General features: G+C 64.1%; 17 protein-coding genes. 14 read left to right on the forward strand and 3 right to left on the reverse strand.

Annotation, left to right across the window (positions count from 1 at the left end; all coding sequences use genetic code 11):
- The first annotated feature begins 9 nt into the window (after positions 1-9).
- The 8 genes from ABID37_RS02020 to ABID37_RS02055 all read left to right on the forward strand — a co-directional run bounded on the left by ABID37_RS02020 (position 10) and on the right by ABID37_RS02055 (position 7,418).
- On the forward strand, positions 10-1,392 hold the full coding sequence (locus tag ABID37_RS02020; RefSeq protein ID WP_354192320.1) for a pyruvate dehydrogenase complex E1 component subunit beta: 1,383 nt from the start codon (positions 10-12) through the stop codon (positions 1,390-1,392).
- Positions 1,393-1,410: 18 nt separating this feature from the next.
- Positions 1,411-2,772 carry a pyruvate dehydrogenase complex dihydrolipoamide acetyltransferase gene (locus tag ABID37_RS02025; protein WP_354192321.1) on the forward strand — a complete coding sequence of 454 codons (1,362 nt, stop codon included), beginning with the start codon at positions 1,411-1,413 and terminating at the stop codon, positions 2,770-2,772.
- A gap of 6 nt (positions 2,773-2,778) precedes the next feature.
- The gene (locus tag ABID37_RS02030) at positions 2,779-3,381 is read left to right on the forward strand and encodes an SGNH/GDSL hydrolase family protein (RefSeq protein ID WP_354192322.1); all 603 of its coding nucleotides are present in this window, start codon (positions 2,779-2,781) and stop codon (positions 3,379-3,381) included.
- A gap of 2 nt (positions 3,382-3,383) precedes the next feature.
- Positions 3,384-3,965 carry a GNAT family N-acetyltransferase gene (locus tag ABID37_RS02035; RefSeq protein WP_354192323.1) on the forward strand — a complete coding sequence of 194 codons (582 nt, stop codon included), beginning with the start codon at positions 3,384-3,386 and terminating at the stop codon, positions 3,963-3,965.
- Between the two features lie 16 nt (positions 3,966-3,981).
- Complete coding sequence (gene lpdA / locus ABID37_RS02040; RefSeq protein WP_354192324.1) at positions 3,982-5,445, forward strand: dihydrolipoyl dehydrogenase; 1,464 nt, start codon at positions 3,982-3,984, stop codon at positions 5,443-5,445.
- A gap of 137 nt (positions 5,446-5,582) precedes the next feature.
- Positions 5,583-5,840, forward strand: coding sequence for a GlsB/YeaQ/YmgE family stress response membrane protein (locus tag ABID37_RS02045; protein ID WP_354192325.1), 258 nt, complete (start codon positions 5,583-5,585; stop codon positions 5,838-5,840).
- A 132-nt stretch (positions 5,841-5,972) separates the two neighbouring features.
- Entirely contained in the window at positions 5,973-6,944 is a 972-nt protein-coding gene (gene lipA / locus ABID37_RS02050) for a lipoyl synthase (protein ID WP_354192326.1), read from the forward strand.
- Positions 6,945-6,956: 12 nt separating this feature from the next.
- On the forward strand, positions 6,957-7,418 hold the full coding sequence (locus tag ABID37_RS02055; protein WP_354192327.1) for a type II toxin-antitoxin system RatA family toxin: 462 nt from the start codon (positions 6,957-6,959) through the stop codon (positions 7,416-7,418).
- A gap of 237 nt (positions 7,419-7,655) precedes the next feature.
- On the opposite strand, the gene ABID37_RS02060 is transcribed toward ABID37_RS02055, so the two are convergent.
- The gene (locus ABID37_RS02060; RefSeq protein WP_354192328.1) at positions 7,656-8,171 is read right to left on the reverse strand and encodes a CinA family protein; all 516 of its coding nucleotides are present in this window, start codon (positions 8,169-8,171) and stop codon (positions 7,656-7,658) included.
- Complete coding sequence (locus ABID37_RS02065) at positions 8,168-9,397, reverse strand: bifunctional 2-C-methyl-D-erythritol 4-phosphate cytidylyltransferase/2-C-methyl-D-erythritol 2,4-cyclodiphosphate synthase (RefSeq protein ID WP_354192329.1); 1,230 nt, start codon at positions 9,395-9,397, stop codon at positions 8,168-8,170. Before ABID37_RS02065 ends, ABID37_RS02060 begins: the two co-directional genes overlap by 4 nt.
- 139 nt (positions 9,398-9,536) lie before the next feature.
- Here ABID37_RS02065 and dusB point away from each other — a divergent pair, with 139 nt between their 5' ends.
- The 6 genes from dusB to ABID37_RS02095 all read left to right on the forward strand — a co-directional run bounded on the left by dusB (position 9,537) and on the right by ABID37_RS02095 (position 17,507).
- Entirely contained in the window at positions 9,537-10,559 is a 1,023-nt protein-coding gene (gene dusB, locus ABID37_RS02070) for a tRNA dihydrouridine synthase DusB (protein ID WP_354192330.1), read from the forward strand.
- 26 nt (positions 10,560-10,585) lie between these two features.
- A complete protein-coding gene (locus ABID37_RS02075; protein WP_435521524.1) occupies positions 10,586-11,698 on the forward strand; it encodes a two-component system sensor histidine kinase NtrB in 1,113 nt (370 codons plus the stop codon).
- Positions 11,695-13,149, forward strand: a complete 1,455-nt coding sequence (ntrC, locus tag ABID37_RS02080; protein ID WP_354192332.1) for a nitrogen regulation protein NR(I) — start codon at positions 11,695-11,697, stop codon at positions 13,147-13,149. The genes ABID37_RS02075 and ntrC overlap by 4 nt, the downstream gene beginning before the upstream one ends.
- A 118-nt stretch (positions 13,150-13,267) precedes the next feature.
- A complete protein-coding gene (locus ABID37_RS02085) occupies positions 13,268-15,550 on the forward strand; it encodes a sensor histidine kinase NtrY-like (protein ID WP_354192333.1) in 2,283 nt (760 codons plus the stop codon).
- Positions 15,540-16,901 (forward strand): nitrogen assimilation response regulator NtrX, encoded by a 1,362-nt coding sequence (ntrX, locus tag ABID37_RS02090; protein WP_354192334.1) that lies wholly within the window; start codon positions 15,540-15,542, stop codon positions 16,899-16,901. The genes ABID37_RS02085 and ntrX overlap by 11 nt, the downstream gene beginning before the upstream one ends.
- Positions 16,902-17,141: 240 nt before the next feature.
- Positions 17,142-17,507, forward strand: a complete 366-nt coding sequence (locus ABID37_RS02095) for a septal ring lytic transglycosylase RlpA family protein (RefSeq protein WP_354192335.1) — start codon at positions 17,142-17,144, stop codon at positions 17,505-17,507.
- Positions 17,508-17,558: 51 nt separating this feature from the next.
- Here ABID37_RS02095 and gloA read toward each other — a convergent pair whose 3' ends face one another.
- Entirely contained in the window at positions 17,559-17,999 is a 441-nt protein-coding gene (gene gloA / locus ABID37_RS02100; RefSeq protein ID WP_354192336.1) for a lactoylglutathione lyase, read from the reverse strand.
- Positions 18,000-18,096 lie beyond the last annotated feature (97 nt).

Below are 18,096 nucleotides of genomic sequence, written 5' to 3' on the forward strand. Positions count from 1 at the left end.
AGGGGGCACATGCCGATCGAAATTCTCATGCCAGCTCTCTCGCCGACGATGGAAGAGGGCAATCTGTCCAAATGGTTGAAAAACGAGGGTGACCAGGTCGTCGCCGGCGACGTGATCGCCGAGATCGAAACCGACAAGGCGACCATGGAGGTCGAGGCGGTCGACGAAGGCACGCTGGGCAAGATCCTGATCCCGGCCGGCGCCGAGGGCGTCAAGGTCAACACGCCGATCGCGGTCCTGTTGCAGGACGGCGAAAGCGCCGGCGATATCGGCAATGCGGCCGCTCCTGCCAAGGCCGAGGCGCCGAAGGCCGAAGAGAAGTCTGAGCCGGAAGCCGCGAAGCCGGCCCCGGTCGCCGCCGCGCCCAAGGTCGAAGTCGCCGCCGATCCCGATATCCCGGCCGGCACCGAGATGGTGTCGATGACGGTGCGCGAGGCACTGCGGGATGCCATGGCCGAGGAGATGCGCCGCGACGCGGACGTCTTCGTCATGGGCGAGGAGGTCGCGGAATATCAGGGCGCCTACAAGGTCACGCAGGGGCTGTTGCAGGAGTTCGGCGACCGCCGCGTGGTCGACACCCCGATCACCGAGCACGGCTTCGCCGGCGTCGGCGTCGGCGCCGCTTTCGCGGGCCTCAAGCCGATCGTCGAGTTCATGACCTTCAACTTCGCCATGCAGGCGATCGACCAGATCGTCAATTCGGCGGCCAAGACGCTCTACATGTCGGGCGGCCAGATGGGCGCGCCGATCGTCTTCCGCGGGCCGAACGGTGCCGCGGCCCGCGTCGCAGCCCAGCACAGCCAGGACTATGCCGCCTGGTACAGCCATATTCCCGGCCTCAGGGTCATCCAGCCCTACACGGCGGCCGACGCCAAGGGTCTGCTCAAGGCGGCGATCCGCGACCCCAACCCGGTCATTTTCCTCGAGAATGAAATCCTCTACGGCCATTCCTTCGATGTGCCGAAGCTGGATGATTTCGTGCTGCCGATCGGCAAGGCGCGTATCCACAAGGTCGGCAAGGATGTCACGATCGTCTCGTGGGGCATCGGCATGACCTATGCGATCAAGGCCGAGGCGGAACTCGCCAAGATGGGCATAGATGCCGAGATCATCGACCTCAGGACCATCCGGCCGATGGACCTCGATACCGTCATCGCATCGGTCAGGAAGACCAACAGGCTGGTGACGGTGGAGGAAGGCTATCCGCAGTCCTCGGTCGGCGATTTCATCGCCAATCAGGTGTCGCGCCAGGCTTTCGATTTCCTCGACGCGCCGGTCATCACCGTCGCAGGCAAGGATGTGCCGATGCCCTATGCGGCCAATCTCGAAAAGCTGGCCTTGCCGAACGTCGATGAGGTCGTCGAGGCGGTCAAAGCCGTCACCTACCGGTAAGGCGCGAGGGAGGACGATATGCCGATCAACATTACCATGCCGGCGCTCTCCCCGACGATGGAAGAGGGCAACCTGTCCAAGTGGCTGGTCAAGGAAGGCGACAAGGTCTCACCCGGCGACGTGATCGCCGAGATCGAGACCGACAAGGCGACCATGGAGGTCGAGGCGGTCGATGAGGGCACCGTGGCCAAGCTCGTCGTGCCTGCCGGAACCGAAGGCGTGAAGGTCAATGCACTGATCGCCGTTCTGGCCGAAGACGGCGAGGATGCGCAAGCGGCCGCCAAGGCCGCCGGCGGTGCGCCGGCCAAGGCCGATGCACCGAAGGCGGAAGCGGCCAAGACCGAAAGCGCGCCCGCTCCGGCCGAAGAACCCAAGGCGGCGGCTTCCGCGCCCGCCAAGCCGGAGGCGAAGGCCGCGGCCAAGGAGACGGATCGCGTGTTCGCCTCGCCCCTGGCCCGCCGCATCGCCAAGGATGCCGGCCTCGACCTTTCGGGGATTTCGGGTTCGGGTCCGCAGGGGCGGGTGGTCAAGGCCGACGTGGAAGCTGCGATTGCCGGCGGCGGGGTCAAGGCTGCCGCTCCGGCTGCGGAAGCCGGCGCGCCTGCCGCAGCCGCGCCGGCTGTCAAGCCGATGTCGGACGAGGCGGTGCTCAAGCTGTTCGAGGAAGGCTCCTACGAGCTGATCCCGCACGACAATATGCGCAGGACCATCGCACGGCGGCTGGTCGAGGCGAAGTCGACCGTGCCGCACTTCTACCTCACCTTGGACTGCGAGCTGGATGCGCTGCTTTCGCTGCGCAAGCAGCTCAACGACGCCGCCCCGGTGAAGAAGACCGAAAAGGGCGAGGAGCCGGCCTACAAGCTCTCCGTCAACGACCTGATCATCAAGGCGCTGGCGCTGGCGCTCAAGGAGGTGCCCGACGCCAACGTGTCGTGGACCGAGGGCGCGATGGTCAAGCACCGGCATGCCGATGTCGGCGTGGCCGTCTCCATCCCCGGCGGGCTGATCACGCCGATCGTGCGCAAGGCCGAGGAAAAGAGCCTGTCGTCGATCTCCAACGAGATGAAGGACCTGGCGGCGCGGGCGCGGACCCGCAAGCTGAAGCCGGAAGAGTATCAGGGTGGCACCACGGCGGTGTCGAACCTGGGCATGTTCGGCATCAAGGACTTCGCCGCCGTCATCAACCCGCCGCATGCGACGATCCTGGCGATCGGCGCGGGCGAGCAGCGGGCGGTGGTGAAGGGTGGCGAGGTCAAGGTCGCGACGGTGATGTCGGTGACCTTGTCGACCGACCACCGGGCGGTGGACGGGGCGCTCGGCGCCGAACTCGTCGGCGCCTTCAAGCGCCTCATCGAAAACCCGATGAGCCTGGTGGTGTAGCAACGCATGCGGACGGTCCTCTGCTATGGCGACTCGCTGACCTGGGGCTACAATGTCGAAGGTCCGTCGCGCCACGCACTGGAGGACCGTTGGCCGACCGTCTTGCAACGGGAACTCGGCGAGGGCGTTCATGTCGTCGCCGAGGGGCTGAACGGACGCACCACCGCGTTCGACGATCATCTGGCCGGCGCCGATCGCAACGGCGCCCGCTTCCTCCCGACGGTGCTGTCTTCGCATGCGCCGCTCGATCTGGTGATCTTCCTGCTTGGCACCAACGACATGAAGCCGTGGATCCATGGCCAGCCTTTCGCGGCCCGGCAGGGCATGCGCCGCCTGATCGGCATCGTGCGCGGCCATGACGACCCGCTGGGTCATCCCGAGCCGAAAATCCTCATCGTGGCCCCTCCCGTCGCCGCGCCGGGCGAAAAGGGCATGGGGGAACTCGCCGGCTACTACGAAAACCTAGCCGATGAAACGGGCTGCGGTTTTTTCGACGCTTCCGCCGCTGCCGGCGTGACGCCTCTCGACGGCGTGCATCTCGATGCCGAGAACACGCGCAAGCTCGGCGAGGCGCTGGCGCCCGTCGTGCGCGTCATGCTGGAGCTTTGAGCATGTCGCAGGACACCATCATCCGGCCGGCCGAGAAAAGCGATGCGGCTGAACTGGCCATACTGGTAGATATTTCCTCGCACGGCTTCGCCTCGTGGTTCTGGTATGGCGCGGTTCTGGACGGAACCAAGGAAACCGCCTTCGAGCAGGGCCGTTGCTTCATGCGCTCCGACACGCTTGCGGCCGCCTGGAAGGACGCAAGCGTCGCGATGGTCGGAGACGAGATCGCCGGTGTGATCATCGGCCATCCGATCGAGCCGTCCATCATGGATGAGAAGGCCCCGCATCCGGTGGTGGAGCCGATCCTGGAATTGCAGAAGACGATCGCGGGCCACTGGTTCATCGACAGCCTCGGCGTCTATCGGCACCAGCGCGGCAAGGGGCTGGGCAAGCGGCTGCTTGCCCACGAGATCGCGCGTGGTGGGGAGAGGCCGGTCAGCCTCATAACCGAAAGCGACAATGAAACCGCGCTCGGACTTTACAAATCCAACGGATTTTCGGAGGTGATGCGGCGGCCGGCCGTGCCGCTCTCCGAAAACGGCAAGCAACATGATTGGGTGCTGCTGACGCGCAGCGCTGCTTGAGGAAAGGCAGATATCCATGGCCGACACTTACGACGTCATCATCATCGGTTCCGGTCCGGGCGGTTACGTCACGGCCGTGCGTGCTGCGCAACTCGGCCTCAAGACGGCGATCGTCGAGCGCGAGCATCTGGGAGGCATCTGCCTCAACTGGGGCTGCATTCCCACCAAGGCGCTGCTGCGCTCGGCCGAGATCAAGCACTATGCCGAAAATCCCGGCGCTTATGGCTTGAAGATCGATGGCAAGGTCAGCGCCGACATCGGTGCCGTGGTGGAGCGCTCGCGCGGCGTGTCGCGCCGGCTGAACGGCGGCGTCGCCTTCCTTATGAAGAAGAACAAGGTCGACGTGATCTGGGGCGAAGCGAAGCTTTCCAAGGCTCCCGCTGAAGGAAAAGCCGGCGAGATCGTGGTGTCAAAAAGCTCCAAGAAGCCCATGGAGCCGCAGCCGCCGGTTCCAAAAGGCGTCAAGGGCGAGGGCACGTACCAGGCTAAGCACATCATCGTCGCCACCGGTGCGAGGCCGCGCGCGCTGCCCGGCATCGAGCCGGACGGCAAGCTGATCTGGAGTTATTTCGAGGCCATGGTGCCGAAGGAAATGCCCAAATCGCTGCTGGTCATGGGCTCCGGCGCCATCGGCATCGAGTTCGCCTCGTTCTATCGCGCCATGGGTGCCGAGGTGACCGTGGTCGAGGTGCTGCCGCAGGTCATGCCCGTCGAGGATGCCGAAATCTCCAAATTCGCCCAGAAGCAGTTCGAAAAGCAGGGCATGAAGATCCTGCTCGAGGCCAAGGTCGCCAAGGTCGAGAAGGGCGCCAACTCCATCACCGCCCATGTCGAGACCAAGGAAGGCAAGGTCGAGAAGATCACCGCCGACCGCATGATTTCGGCCGTGGGCGTGGTCGGCAATATCGAGAATCTCGGGCTGGAAGCGCTCGGCGTGAAGACCGACCGCGGCTGCGTGGCGGTGGACGGCTATGGCCGCACCAATGTGGCGGGCATCTACGCCATCGGCGATGTCGCCGGCCCGCCCATGCTGGCGCACAAGGCCGAGCATGAAGGCGTGATCTGCGTGGAGAAGATCGCCGGCGTGCCGGGCGTGCATGCGCTCGACAAGTCGAAGATCCCCGGCTGCACCTATTGCAGCCCGCAAGTCGCTTCCGTCGGTCTCACCGAAGCCAAGGCCAAGGCGGAAGGCCGTGACATCCGTGTCGGCCGTTTCCAGTTCGCCGCCAACGGCAAGGCCATCGCGCTGGGCGAGGACCAGGGCCTGATCAAGACCATCTTCGACAAGAAGACCGGCGAGCTGCTCGGCACCCACATGGTCGGCGCGGAAGTGACCGAACTCATCCAGGGCTTCGTGGTGGCGATGAACCTCGAAACCACCGAGGAGGAGCTGATGCACACGGTGTTCCCGCATCCGACCCTGTCGGAGATGATGAAGGAAAGCGTGCTCGACGCCTATGGGCGTGCGTTGAACGCCTGAGCCGGCCTTCGAAGGGCATCGGAACGAGCCGAAAAGCGGACGCCACTTTTCAGCCCGATGCTCCGGCCGGCGGTGGAACAAGATGCGAGGCAAGACGTTGCATATGAATTCTAATCCTTTGCGGAAGGACCATTCATATGGACGTCAACGGTGTGGGCTGGATCGCGGCGATAGTGGTCGGCGGGGTCGCCGGCTGGCTGGCCGAAATGGTGATGAAAAGCAACATGGGCGTCCTCATGAACATCGTTCTGGGGATCGTCGGCGCGATAGTGCTGAACGCGATATTGCAGGCTCTGAACATCGGCTCCTTCGGCGTCGGCTGGCTGGCCTATCTCATCACAGGCTTCATCGGCGCGTGTATTCTCATTTTCGTGGGACGAATGGTGCGCCAGTAGCGCTTCCGTCCGATCTGCGTTCAGACGAGGCCATGGCGGCACCCTCCGCCATGGCCTTTCTTATTCCGGCAAAACGTCCTAGATGACAGTGGGCGCGGACGTTCTCCGCCCCGGTACAGAATTGGATCGGACATGGTCACCATTCTCGACAATATCGCAAATCCGCCGCGCGTAAGGCACCCCGAGAAGGCGCATCGCCCGGACCAGGAGGTTCTGCGCAAGCCGGAATGGATCCGCGTCAAGGCGCCGGTGTCCAAGGGCTATGCCGAAACCCGCGAGATCGTGAAGTCCAACAAGCTGGTGACGGTGTGTGAGGAGGCCGGCTGCCCCAATATCGGCGAGTGCTGGGACAAGAAGCACGCCACCTTCATGATCATGGGCGAGATCTGCACGCGCGCCTGCGCCTTCTGCAACGTCGCCACCGGCATCCCGACCGCGCTCGACGGAAACGAGCCCGAGCGGGTGGCCCATGCGGTGCGCCAGATGGGGCTCACGCATGTCGTCATCACCTCGGTAGACCGCGACGACCTGCCGGATGGCGGGGCGCAGCATTTTGCCGATGTGATCCATGCCATCCGTGCCGCATCGCCCGCCACGACCATCGAGATCCTGACGCCGGACTTCCTGCGCAAGGACGGAGCCAATGCGCTGGAGATCGTGGTTGCCGCCAAGCCCGACGTCTTCAATCACAACCTGGAAACCGTGCCGTCCAACTATCTGACGGTGCGCCCCGGCGCGCGCTATTTCCACTCCATCCGCCTGTTGCAGCGGGTGAAGGAACTCGATCCATCCATTTTCACCAAGTCCGGCATCATGGTGGGGCTCGGCGAGGAGCGCAACGAAGTGCTCCAACTCATGGACGACCTGCGCACCGCCAATGTCGATTTCATGACCATCGGCCAGTACCTCCAGCCGAGCCGCAAGCATCACCCGGTCAAGCGTTTCGTGACGCCGGAGGAGTTCAAATCCTACGAAACCGTCGGCAAGACCAAGGGCTTCCTTCTGGTGTCGTCGAGCCCGCTGACGCGTTCCTCTCACCACGCCGGCGAGGACTTCGCGCGGCTGAAGGCGGCCCGCGAAGCCGCGCTTCGGAAGTCGGCCTAAGCTTTCCGTTTCATGCCCAAGTTCGAGGCCACCCGCCAAGTCGCCCATTCGCCTGACGAGATGTTTGCACTCGTGGCCGATGTCGAGCGTTATCCGGAATTCCTGCCGCTGTGCGAGGCGCTGACTGTCCAGTCACGCCGCGAGCGCGACGGCAAGACGCTGCTCGTGGCTTCGATGAGCGTCGGCTACAAGGCGATCCGCGAGACGTTCACCACGCAGGTGCTGTTGAAGCCGGCCGAGCGGGCGATCGACGTCAAATATATCGACGGTCCATTCAAATACCTCAGCAATATCTGGATATTCGAGCCGGACGGCGCCGGCTGCCTGGTGCGCTTCTTCATCGATTACGAATTCAAGAGCCGCCTGCTCAGCGCGGTGATGGGCTCCATGTTCGACCGTGCCTTCCGCATGTTCGCGGAAGCCTTCGAAAAGCGCGCCGATGCGATTTACGGGCGCTCGGCGGAGACGGCCTGAAGGGTTGCGGCCCTCAAGGTTCGCCGGTCGCTCCAAAGTCGAGAATGACGAGGATAAAACCTTTCCGTCATTCCCGGCCTCGAAATGAGAGAAGCGAATGGAGAGTGTAGGGAATCCATGCCAGACCCTCGAAGGTTACGGAATGGATCCCGGCTCGCGGTCGCTATCGCTCCCTTGGCCGGGATGACGGATAGCAAGGAGTAGAAGGCAGGCAGTGCCACCCCCACCGGAATTGCTCTACCCCAACGCCTTGAGACCCATGTTCAGCGCATGCTTCACCGTCTCGCGGCGGATGAAGTCGCGGCCGTGATTGTCGAAGATGCGCTTTTCGACATGGACGGGACGATCCGTCATCGCCAGTCCGAACCACACAAGCCCGACCGGCTTTTCCGCGCTGCCGCCGTCCGGCCCGGCGATGCCGGTGACGGCAAGCGCGATGCCGGCGCGCGAATGGGCGAGGGCGCCTTCAGCCATTTCGGCGGCCGTTTCGGCCGACACCGCGCCATGGTCGCGCAACGTCTGTTCCGATACGCCCAGCATCTCCATCTTGGCTTCGTTGGAATAGGTGACGAAACCGCGGTCGACCATGGAGGAGGAGCCCGGGATATCGGTCATGGCGGCGATGATGAGGCCGCCGGTGCAACTCTCCGCGGTGGCAGCCAGTATGCCGCTGCGCTGGCACGCCTTCAGGAAGTGGTCGGCCAGTTCGCCGACATCAGCCTGCTTGACTTCTCCGACACCTGCCTCGGTCATGCGGGAACCTCCCCCGGATAGATGACGCTGGCCGTTGCGATCGCGGCGATGCCTTCCTCGCGGCCGACAAAACCCAGCTTCTCATTGGTAGTGGCCTTGATGGAGATGCGCTCACCCGCAATGCCCAGCATGGATGATAGTTCCGCCACCATCGCCTCGCGATGCGGACCGACCTTGGGGGCTTCGCAGATCAGCGTCACGTCGGCATTGGCGATGCGGCCGCCGCGTGCGCGCACCAGCGCCACGGCATGTTCCACGAACCGGCGTGAGGCCGCGCCTTTCCACTGGGGATCGGAGGGTGGGAAATGCGTGCCGATGTCGCCGGCCCCGCAGGTGGCCAACAGGGCGTCAGTGAGGGCATGGAGACCGACATCGGCGTCGGAATGGCCGGACAGCTTGCGATTGTGCGGGATGGAGACGCCGCAGAGCACCACATGGTCGCCGGCCTCGAAGGAGTGCACGTCGTAGCCATTTCCGGTGCGCACATCGGGAAAGCTTGAGCCGGTGCCTTTAAGCCTTTGGTCTGCCATTGAAATATCCCTTGCCCATGTGAGCTTTACATTGTCCGGCGAGCCCGGCACCAGCATGACCGGCAGGCGCGCCCATTCGGCGATGGCCGCGTCGTCGGTGAAGTCGTGGCGGCCGAGCGCATGTGCCTGTTCATGCGCCGCGACGATCGGCCCATAGGGAAAGCCCTGCGGTGTTTGCGCCCCGTGCAGGCCGGCGCGCGGCACCGTCTCGCCCACCATGCCGCCGAACGCTTCCCGCTTCAGCGTGTCGGCAACGGGAAGTGCGGGCAAGGCGCCCTGCTTCTCGGTGATCGTGTCGATGGTGCGGGTGATCAGTTCCAGATCGCAGAACGGGCGCACCGCGTCGTGAATCAAGACCTTGGCGGGTGCTTGCTCATGAAGGGCGAGAAGGCCGAGACGCACCGATTCCTGCCGCGTCGGCCCACCAATGACGATGGTGATGCGATCGTGGTAATCCTCCGCCGCCTTGCGCAGCAGTTCACCGTCGTCGGCGTGGATGGCGACGACCACCGTGTCCACCTGAGGGTGGGAGAGGAACGTTTCCAGCGTGTGGGCAATGACGGCGCGGCCGCCGATGAGACGGTATTGCTTGGGGCCATCGGCCTGTCCGGCCCGCTCACCGCGGCCGGCGGCGACGATAACCGCCGCGATCCGGCATTTTTCTTGTCCCACGGAAATGTCGGTTCCCTCAGCCATTGCGGAGGCTTAGTCGGGCGACGGCCGGAAGGCCAGTCTTTTCACGCGCCCGATGCGGAACAGGCGTGATTGTGCATTGCATCATTTCCGAGGATTGTTTAAACAATGGGCATCAAAATTATTTGCATGGTTTTTGTGCATGCCTGAGCGGGCAATCCTGTCCACGCCTTTGAATATTGGTGGTGTCGAAATTCGCAATCGCGTCTTTCTGGCGCCGATGTCGGGTGTCACGGACGAGCCTTTTCGCAAGCGGGCCTATGCCCATGGGGCGGGCCTCGTCGTTTCCGAAATGGTTGCCAGCGGTGAACTGGCCAGGGGGCGCGCCGGCTTCAACCTGCGTATCCGCCATTCCGGCCTGCCGGTGCATATGGTTCAGCTTGCCGGGCGCGAGGCGGCACATATGGCGGAGGCGGCGCGCATCGCCGTGGGCGAGGGCGCCGACATCGTCGACATCAATATGGGCTGCCCTGCCAAGAAGGTGACCGGCGGCTATGCCGGATCGGCCCTGATGCTCGATCTCGACCATGCGTTGTCGCTGATCGAAGCGGTTGTCGATGCCGTCGAGGTGCCGGTCACGGTCAAGATGCGGCTTGGCTGGGACGAGAACGTGCTGAATGCACCCATCCTGGCGCGCCGCGCCGAGGAGGCCGGCGTGCGGATGGTGACCGTGCACGGCCGCACCCGCTGCCAGTTCTACAACGGCAAGGCCGATTGGCGGGCGATCGCGCGCATCAAGGCTGCCGTTTCCATTCCCGTGGTGGCGAATGGCGATGTCGGATCGTCCAGCGATGCCGCCGCCATCCTTGAACAGTCCGGCGCCGATGCGATCATGGTCGGCCGCGCCCATTACGGCGCACCGTGGACGGCAGGCGAGATCTTGGCCGACGTCTCCGGCGCATCCATGTCCGGTATCCCCCACGCGCGCGACGAACTCGCGGACTACGTGACTGCGCATTACGAGGACATGCTGTCGCTCTACGGCACTGAAAGCGGCTTGCGGCAGGCGCGGAAGCACCTTGGCTGGTATCTCGACCGCCATGCGCCGACCGTCGCGCCGGAGCAGCGCAAGGCCTTGCTGACGTCCGGCGAGCCTGGGGCGGTCGTTACCCTGCTTCGCCATATTTTTTCCGGGCAGGACAGCAATATGAGGAGTGCGGCATGAGCGCGCTGCCGATCCAGCCGGGGGATATGGACGACGCCGCGCAGATCCTGCTCAACACCATCCGGCGGCCGGTGATCATGGTCGATCCGGAGGGCTACATCTCCTTCGCCAACGCAGATGCCGAGGATTTTTTCCGTTCCAGCGCCTCCGTTCTGGCGCGCAGCACGTTGTCGAAGCTCATTCCCTTCGGCAGCCCTTTGCTTGCCCTTGTCGATCAGGTGCGCGAGCGCCGCGCGCCGGTCAACGAATACCGCGTCGATATCTCCTCGCCGCGCCTCGGCATCGAGAAGATGGTGGACCTCTATGTCGCGCCGGTTCCGGAGTTCCAGGGGTCGGTGGTCGTGATGTTCCAGGAACGCTCGATGGCCGACAAGATCGACCGCCAGATGACCCATCGCGGGGCGGCGCGCTCGGTGACGGGCCTTGCCGCGATGCTGGCGCATGAGATCAAGAACCCGCTTTCGGGCATACGCGGCGCCGCGCAACTGCTCGAACAGTCGGCCTCGGACGAGGACAGGGCGCTGACGCGGCTGATCACCGAGGAGACCGACCGCATCGTGGCGCTGGTCGACCGCATGGAGGTGTTTTCCGACGAGCGGCCGATCGACCGCTATCCGGTCAACATCCATGTCGTGCTCGACCGGGTGAAGGCGATCGCCAGGAATGGCTTCGCAAGGGGCCTCACCATTGTCGAGGACTACGACCCGTCGCTTCCGCCGGTCTACGGCAATCGCGACCAGTTGATCCAGGTGTTCCTCAATCTGATCAAGAACGCGGCCGAGGCGGTGGGCAGCGATCCGCTGGGCGAGATCGTGCTGACGACCGCCTTTCGCCCGGGTATCCGCATGTCGGTGCCCGGCACGCAGGAGCGGGTGTCGCTGCCGCTGGAGTTCTGCGTGCGCGACAACGGGCCGGGCGTTGCCGAAGACCTGCTGCCGATCCTGTTCGACCCCTTCATCACCACGAAACCGAACGGCTCGGGGCTCGGCCTCGCACTGGTCGCCAAGATCGTGGGCGAGCATGGCGGCATCGTCGAATGCGAGTCGAACCCGCGCGGAACGACCTTTCGCGTGCTGATGCCGGCATGGAAGGAGACGGTGCCGGACGAACAGGACCTTGGCGAAGGAAGTAACAGATGAGCGTGCATGGCCAGATCCTTGTCGCTGACGACGATGCTGCGATCCGCACCGTTCTCAACCAGGCGCTGTCGCGGGTCGGGCACGAGGTGCGCGTCACGTCCAACGCCGCCACGCTGTGGCGCTGGGTGGCGGCGGGCGAGGGCGATCTGGTGATCACCGACGTGGTGATGCCGGACGAGAACGCCTTCGACATGCTGCCGCGCATCCGCAAGGCACGGCCGGAACTTCCCGTGGTGGTGATGAGTGCGCAGAACACCTTCATGACCGCGATCCGCGCCTCGGAAGCCGGCGCCTATGAATATCTGCCGAAACCCTTCGACCTGACCGAACTGCTCGGCATCGTGCAGCGCGCGCTGGCCGAGCCGCGCCGGCCGAAAGCCGAGCCGCGGCTGGAGGACCAGCCCGACACCATGCCGCTGGTCGGCCGCTCCGCCGCCATGCAGGACATCTACCGCATGCTGGCGCGCATGATGCAGACGGACCTCACGGTGATGATCACCGGCGAATCAGGCACCGGCAAGGAACTGGTGGCGCGGGCGCTGCATGAATATGGCCGCCGCCGCAACGGGCCTTTCGTGGCGATCAACATGGCCGCGATCCCGCGCGACCTGATCGAATCCGAACTGTTCGGCCACGAGAAGGGAGCTTTCACCGGCGCCCAGAACCGCTCGACCGGCCGTTTCGAGCAAGCCGAGGGCGGCACCCTGTTCCTCGACGAGATCGGCGACATGCCGATGGAGGCGCAGACACGGCTGCTGCGCGTTCTCCAGCAGGGCGAATACACGACCGTCGGCGGCCGCACGCCGATCCGCACGGATGTGCGCATCGTCGCCGCCACCAACAAGGATCTGCGCGCCCTGATCAATCAGGGCCTGTTCCGCGAGGACCTGTTCTACCGGCTCAATGTCGTGCCGCTGCGGCTGCCGGCGCTGCGCGAGCGGTCCGAGGATATTCCCGATCTGGTGCGGCATTTCTTCAAGCAGGGCGAGAAGGAGGGCTTGCAGGCCAAGCGCATTGCCCCGGCCGGGATCGAGGCGATGAAGCGCTATCCATGGCCGGGTAATGTGCGCGAACTGGAAAACCTGGTGCGCCGCCTTGCGGCGCTCTATGCGCAGGACGAGATTTCCGCCGATATCGTCGATGCCGAACTGAGCGCTGGCGAGAGGCCTGACCCTGTGGCGGGCGTTGCCCTTATCCCGGAAAACCTCTCCATCGGACAGGCGATGGAGCACTATCTGCAACGCTATTTCGCCTCCTACGGCCCGTCTCTGCCACCGGCCGGGCTCTATCAGCGCATTCTGGCGGAGGTGGAGCACCCGCTTGTGCTGGCGGCAATGACGGCGACACGCGGCAACCAGATCAAGGCGGCGGAACTGCTTGGCCTCAACCGCAACACGCTGCGCAAGAAGATCCGCGAACTGGGCATCAGCGTCTACAAATCGGCCGGCTGATCCGGCATTCGCCGCGCACGGATAGTATCCGGAGAGCGAGCCACAATGTCGCCTGTTTTGTTGCATAATCGCCACATTGTTGCATACATGTAACGCGATTCATGATGCCATAGGCGGTATGACGACTCACATACTCAGCACCGGCCGAGTGCGCCTGCCGAAAAGCCGTGCCCAGGAGGGACGGCGGCTGCTTGCGTTGCCGGGTATCCTCGCAATATTGGGTGCGCTGCTGACGGCCGGCGTATCGTTCGCGATCCTTGTCGGTGCGACGCCGATCGTGCCGGACAGCCAGATCACGCTCACGCTGATCGCCGCCAACGCCCTTTTCATCCTGGTTCTGACGGCGCTGATCGGCCGCGAGATCCACCGCATCGTGCTGGCAAGGCGGGTCGGCAAGGCGGCGTCGCGCCTGCATGTGCGCATCGTCACCATGTTCGCGCTGGTGGCGGCTATCCCGGCGATCATGGTCGCCATCGTTGCCTCGATCACGCTCAATGTCGGGCTCGACCGCTGGTTCGAGATCCGCACCAAGACCATCATCAATTCCTCGCTGTCGATCGCCGACGCCTATGTGCAGGAAAATGCCCGCAACCTGCAGGGCACCACGCTGTCCATGGCCTACGACCTCGACAATGCGCGCACGCTCTACGGGCTCGACCGCACCGGCTTTCTAGACCTCATGAACAAGGAGGCGGCCGGCCGGGGGCTTGCCCATGCGGCGCTGGTGCGCTCCGACGGCTCCTTCGTCATGAGCGCGCAGACCCGTGCCGATTTCGCCATGCCCGAGCCGCCCGAAGGCGCCATCCAGGAGGCGGAAAACGGGCCGCCGCTGCTGATCGCACCCGAAACCCGCAACATCATGGGCGCCATCGTCAAGCTCAGGGAACTGGAAGGGCTGTTCCTCTACACGATCCGGGTGATCGATCCCGAGGTCATCAAGGCCCGGCAGATCGTGCGGTCCAATGTCGATGAATATCGGGGGCTGGAATCCAACCGGCGTCCCTCGCAGATCGCCTTCGCGTTGCCTTACCTTTCGATGACGCTCATCATCATCCTGTCCGCCGTCTGGACCGGCATTGCCGTCGCCGACCGGCTGGTGCGGCCGATCCGCCAACTCATCGGCGCGGCCGATGAGGTGGCCACCGGCAATCTCGACGTCTCGGTTCCGGTGCGGCCTTCCGATGGCGATGTCGCCTCGCTCGGCGCCACCTTCAACAACATGCTGCTGGAACTGAAGTCACAGCGCAACGAACTGCTGACGGCCAAGGACCAGATCGATGAGCGCCGGCGCTTCTCCGAAGCGGTTCTGGAAGGCGTGACGGCCGGCGTCATCGGTGTGGATGCGGAAGGCATCGTCACCATCGTCAACCGTTCGGCCGAGACCATGCTGGCGATCGATGCGGAGACGGCCATCGGCCAGAACCTCTCCGTTCTGCTGCCGCTCGTCGGCCGGGCCTTCGAGATCGGGCGCAAGTCCGACAAGCCGGTCTACCGCGAGCAGGTGACCTTCTACCGGGCCGGGGCCGAGCGCACCTTCAACATCCAGGTCACCATGGAAGAGGAAGAGGAGGACGACGCCTCCAAGTCCTATGTGGTGACGATTGACGACATCACCGATCTTGTGCAGGCGCAGCGCTCCTCCGCCTGGGCGGACGTGGCGCGCCGCATCGCGCATGAGATCAAGAACCCGCTGACCCCGATCCAGCTATCGGCGGAGCGCATCAAGCGCCGCTATGGCAAGGTCATCACCGAGGACCGCGAGGTCTTCGACCAGTGCACCGACACCATCATCCGGCAGGTGGGGGATATCGGGCGCATGGTCGATGAATTCTCGTCCTTCGCCCGCATGCCCAAGCCGGACATGAAGCCGCTGGACCTGCGCGAGCCGCTGCGCGAAGCCTCGTTCCTTGTCGAGGTCAGCCGGTCTGACATCAGGTTCGAGCGCGATTTCGGCAGCGAGCCGCTTTACGGCACCTTCGACAGCCGGCTTCTATCGCAGGCCTTCGGCAATGTCATCAAGAACGCATCCGAGGCCATGGAGGGCGTCGAGCGCCCGGACGGCACGCCGAACACGATCCGGATACGCGCTGCCCGCCAGGGCGAGGGCATCCGGATCGACGTGATGGACAACGGCAAGGGCCTGCCGCGCGAGCATCGCCAAAGGCTGCTCGAGCCCTATATGACGACGCGCGACAAGGGCACCGGGCTCGGCCTCGCTATCGTCAAGAAGATCGTGGAAGACCATGGCGGGCGCCTGGAACTCCACGACGCACCACAGGAATTCCATGGCGGCAAGGGCGCCATGGTCTCCATCATTCTACCGGCCGCCGGAGATATCGCCCCCGCCTCCGGCAACCCACCCTCTGAAAAAGAAGCTGTAAAGGTCGAAAATGGCGTCTGATATTCTGATCGTCGACGACGAAGAAGACATTCGCGAGCTGGTTGCGGGCATCCTCAGCGACGAAGGCCACGAGACGCGCACGGCGCATGACGCCGACAGCGCGCTGGCGGCGATAGCGGAACGCGCGCCACGCCTGATCTTCCTCGATATCTGGCTACAAGGATCGCGGCTGGACGGCTTGGCGCTGCTCGACGAGATCAAGACGCTGCATCCCAACCTGCCGGTGGTGATGATTTCCGGCCACGGCAATATCGAAACCGCGGTTTCGGCCATCCGCCGCGGCGCCTATGATTTCATCGAAAAGCCGTTCAAGGCCGACCGCCTGATCCTGGTGGCGGAGCGGGCGCTGGAGACCTCGAAGCTGCGGCGCGAGGTTTCCGACCTCAAGCAGCGCAGCGGCGAGACGTTCGATCTCATCGGCATGTCGTCGGCCATGAGCCAGTTGCGCCAGACCATCGAGCGGGTGGCGCCGACCAACAGCCGCGTCATGATCATCGGCCCCTCCGGCTCCGGCAAGGAACTGACGGCCCGCGCCATCCATGCGCTGTCGTCGCGCAAGAGCGGTCCGTTCGTGACGCTGAGCGCCGCCACCATCACGCCCGAGCGCATGGAGATCGAGCTGTTCGGCACCGAGTCCAACGGCACCGAGCGCAAGGTCGGGGCGCTGGAGGAGGCGCATCGCGGCATCCTCTACATCGACGAGGTGGCGGACATGCCGCGCGAGACGCAGAACAAGATCCTGCGCGTTCTGGTCGAGCAGCAGTTCGAGCGCGTCGGCGGCACCAAGCGCGTCAAGGTCGATGTGCGTATCATCTCCTCCACTGCGCAGAACCTCGAGGCGATGATCGCCGACGGCCGCTTCCGCGAGGATCTCTACCACCGCCTTGCCGTGGTGCCGGTGATGGTGCCCGGCCTTGCCGAACGGCGCGAGGACATTCCCTATCTGGTCGATCACTTCATGAAGCAGGTGGCCCGGCAGGTGGGCATGAAGCCGCGCCGCATCGGTGACGATGCCATGGCGGTGCTTCAGGCCCACAACTGGCCCGGCAATGTGCGCCAGTTGCGCAACAACATCGAGCGGCTGATGATCCTCGTGCGCGGCGACGACATCGAGGCGCCGATCACCGCCGATCTCCTGCCGGCCGAGATCGGTGACGTGATGCCGCGCACGCCCGGCCAGTCGGATCAGCACATCATGGCGCTGCCGCTGCGGGAGGCCCGCGAGCAGTTCGAGAAGGACTATCTCATCGCCCAGATCAACCGGTTCGGCGGCAATATCTCGCGCACCGCCGAGTTCATCGGCATGGAGCGGTCTGCGCTGCATCGAAAGCTTAAATCGCTTGGTGTGTAATAGTTCCAAAGAATAACTTTCGGCGGATGGAAATACTGCCCCAGGGTGTTGGAAATATCGCATATTAATACTTGATTAATATCGCCAACTGCGGTGAGAGCCGATCTCGGCCGGCACCCTGACAAACTGTTTCGACCGGTCTCCAAAAGTGTGCCGACGCGGCGAATCAGGGGGTTGAACGCCTTATTTGCCGCCTCATTCCTTGTCTAGTGGCTCCACACGATTAATGGAGCAATTTTAATGACAAGAAGGAGAGGGCAGGCGCTGGCCTTGGCCGCCATTGCCGCGGGCATGATGATGGCTGCTTCCACGACTGATGCCTCGGCGGCGATGCAGTGTGGCCGCGCGTCGTGGTACGCCTTGCATTCCAAGACCGCTTCGGGCGAGCGGATGAACCCCTCGGCGCTGACCGCCGCCCACCGCACGCTGCCGTTCGGCACCCGCCTCAAGGTGACCAACAAGAAAAACGGCAAGAGCGTCGTCGTGCGCATCAACGACCGCGGCCCGTTCGTGAAGGGCAGGGTGCTTGATCTGTCCAAGGGAGCGGCAAGCCAGCTCGGCTTCATCCGTTCGGGCCATACATCCGTGTGCATGGCACGCGCCTGAACCGGCACCAACCGCATTCGAAGGCCGCTGTGAATGCAGCGGCCTTTTTTGTTACCAGCTTCCGGTGTTGGGCATCGAGGCCCAGGGTTCGGCCTTTTCCTTCGCCGCGCCCTTTTGCAGCAATTCGATCGAAATGCCGTCCGGCGACTTTATGAACGCCATGTAGCCATCGCGCGGCGGGCGGTTGATGGTCACGCCCTGATCCACCAGCCGCTGGCAGGTTTCATAGATGTCATCGACCTCATAGGCGAGATGGCCGAAATTCCTGCCGCCCGAATAGGCCTCGGAATCCCAATTATAGGTGAGTTCCAGCAGAGGCGCCTTGTCGGCGCGGCCGCTGGCTTCATCATGTGCGGCTGCCAGGAATATGAGGGTGAAGCGGCCCTGCTCGTTCTCCTGCCGGCGCACTTCCTTCATGCCCAGCTTGTTGCAGTAGAAATCGAGCGCGGCGTCGATGTCGGCGATACGGACCATGGTGTGCAGATAACGCATGAAAACCTCCTGAACGGAGCCGCAACATAGGGTCGCTCGCACCGGGCGGCAACCACGGGCGCTTGCGCCGCAACCGAATGATACGTGCAAAATGCAT

This window comes from Aquamicrobium terrae (assembly GCF_040545735.1).
In the GTDB taxonomy this organism is placed as follows: Bacteria; Pseudomonadota; Alphaproteobacteria; order Rhizobiales; family Rhizobiaceae; genus Mesorhizobium; species Mesorhizobium terrae_A.

Excerpts from the sequence above, each read along its gene's own strand:
- ABID37_RS02020 (WP_354192320.1), top strand. The coding sequence starts at position 10 with ATGCCGATCGAAATTCTCATGCCAGCTCTCTCGCCGACGATGGAAGAG.
- ABID37_RS02025 (WP_354192321.1), top strand. The coding sequence starts at position 1,411 with ATGCCGATCAACATTACCATGCCGGCGCTCTCCCCGACGATGGAAGAG.
- ABID37_RS02030 (WP_354192322.1), top strand. The coding sequence starts at position 2,779 with ATGCGGACGGTCCTCTGCTATGGCGACTCGCTGACCTGGGGCTACAAT.
- ABID37_RS02035 (WP_354192323.1), top strand. The coding sequence starts at position 3,384 with ATGTCGCAGGACACCATCATCCGGCCGGCCGAGAAAAGCGATGCGGCT.
- lpdA (WP_354192324.1), top strand. The coding sequence starts at position 3,982 with ATGGCCGACACTTACGACGTCATCATCATCGGTTCCGGTCCGGGCGGT.
- ABID37_RS02045 (WP_354192325.1), top strand. The coding sequence starts at position 5,583 with ATGGACGTCAACGGTGTGGGCTGGATCGCGGCGATAGTGGTCGGCGGG.
- lipA (WP_354192326.1), top strand. The coding sequence starts at position 5,973 with ATGGTCACCATTCTCGACAATATCGCAAATCCGCCGCGCGTAAGGCAC.
- ABID37_RS02055 (WP_354192327.1), top strand. The coding sequence starts at position 6,957 with ATGCCCAAGTTCGAGGCCACCCGCCAAGTCGCCCATTCGCCTGACGAG.
- ABID37_RS02060 (WP_354192328.1), bottom strand. The coding sequence starts at position 8,171 with ATGACCGAGGCAGGTGTCGGAGAAGTCAAGCAGGCTGATGTCGGCGAA.
- ABID37_RS02065 (WP_354192329.1), bottom strand. The coding sequence starts at position 9,397 with ATGGCTGAGGGAACCGACATTTCCGTGGGACAAGAAAAATGCCGGATC.
- dusB (WP_354192330.1), top strand. The coding sequence starts at position 9,537 with ATGCCTGAGCGGGCAATCCTGTCCACGCCTTTGAATATTGGTGGTGTC.
- ABID37_RS02075 (WP_435521524.1), top strand. The coding sequence starts at position 10,586 with ATGGACGACGCCGCGCAGATCCTGCTCAACACCATCCGGCGGCCGGTG.
- ntrC (WP_354192332.1), top strand. The coding sequence starts at position 11,695 with ATGAGCGTGCATGGCCAGATCCTTGTCGCTGACGACGATGCTGCGATC.
- ABID37_RS02085 (WP_354192333.1), top strand. The coding sequence starts at position 13,268 with ATGACGACTCACATACTCAGCACCGGCCGAGTGCGCCTGCCGAAAAGC.
- ntrX (WP_354192334.1), top strand. The coding sequence starts at position 15,540 with ATGGCGTCTGATATTCTGATCGTCGACGACGAAGAAGACATTCGCGAG.
- ABID37_RS02095 (WP_354192335.1), top strand. The coding sequence starts at position 17,142 with ATGACAAGAAGGAGAGGGCAGGCGCTGGCCTTGGCCGCCATTGCCGCG.
- gloA (WP_354192336.1), bottom strand. The coding sequence starts at position 17,999 with ATGCGTTATCTGCACACCATGGTCCGTATCGCCGACATCGACGCCGCG.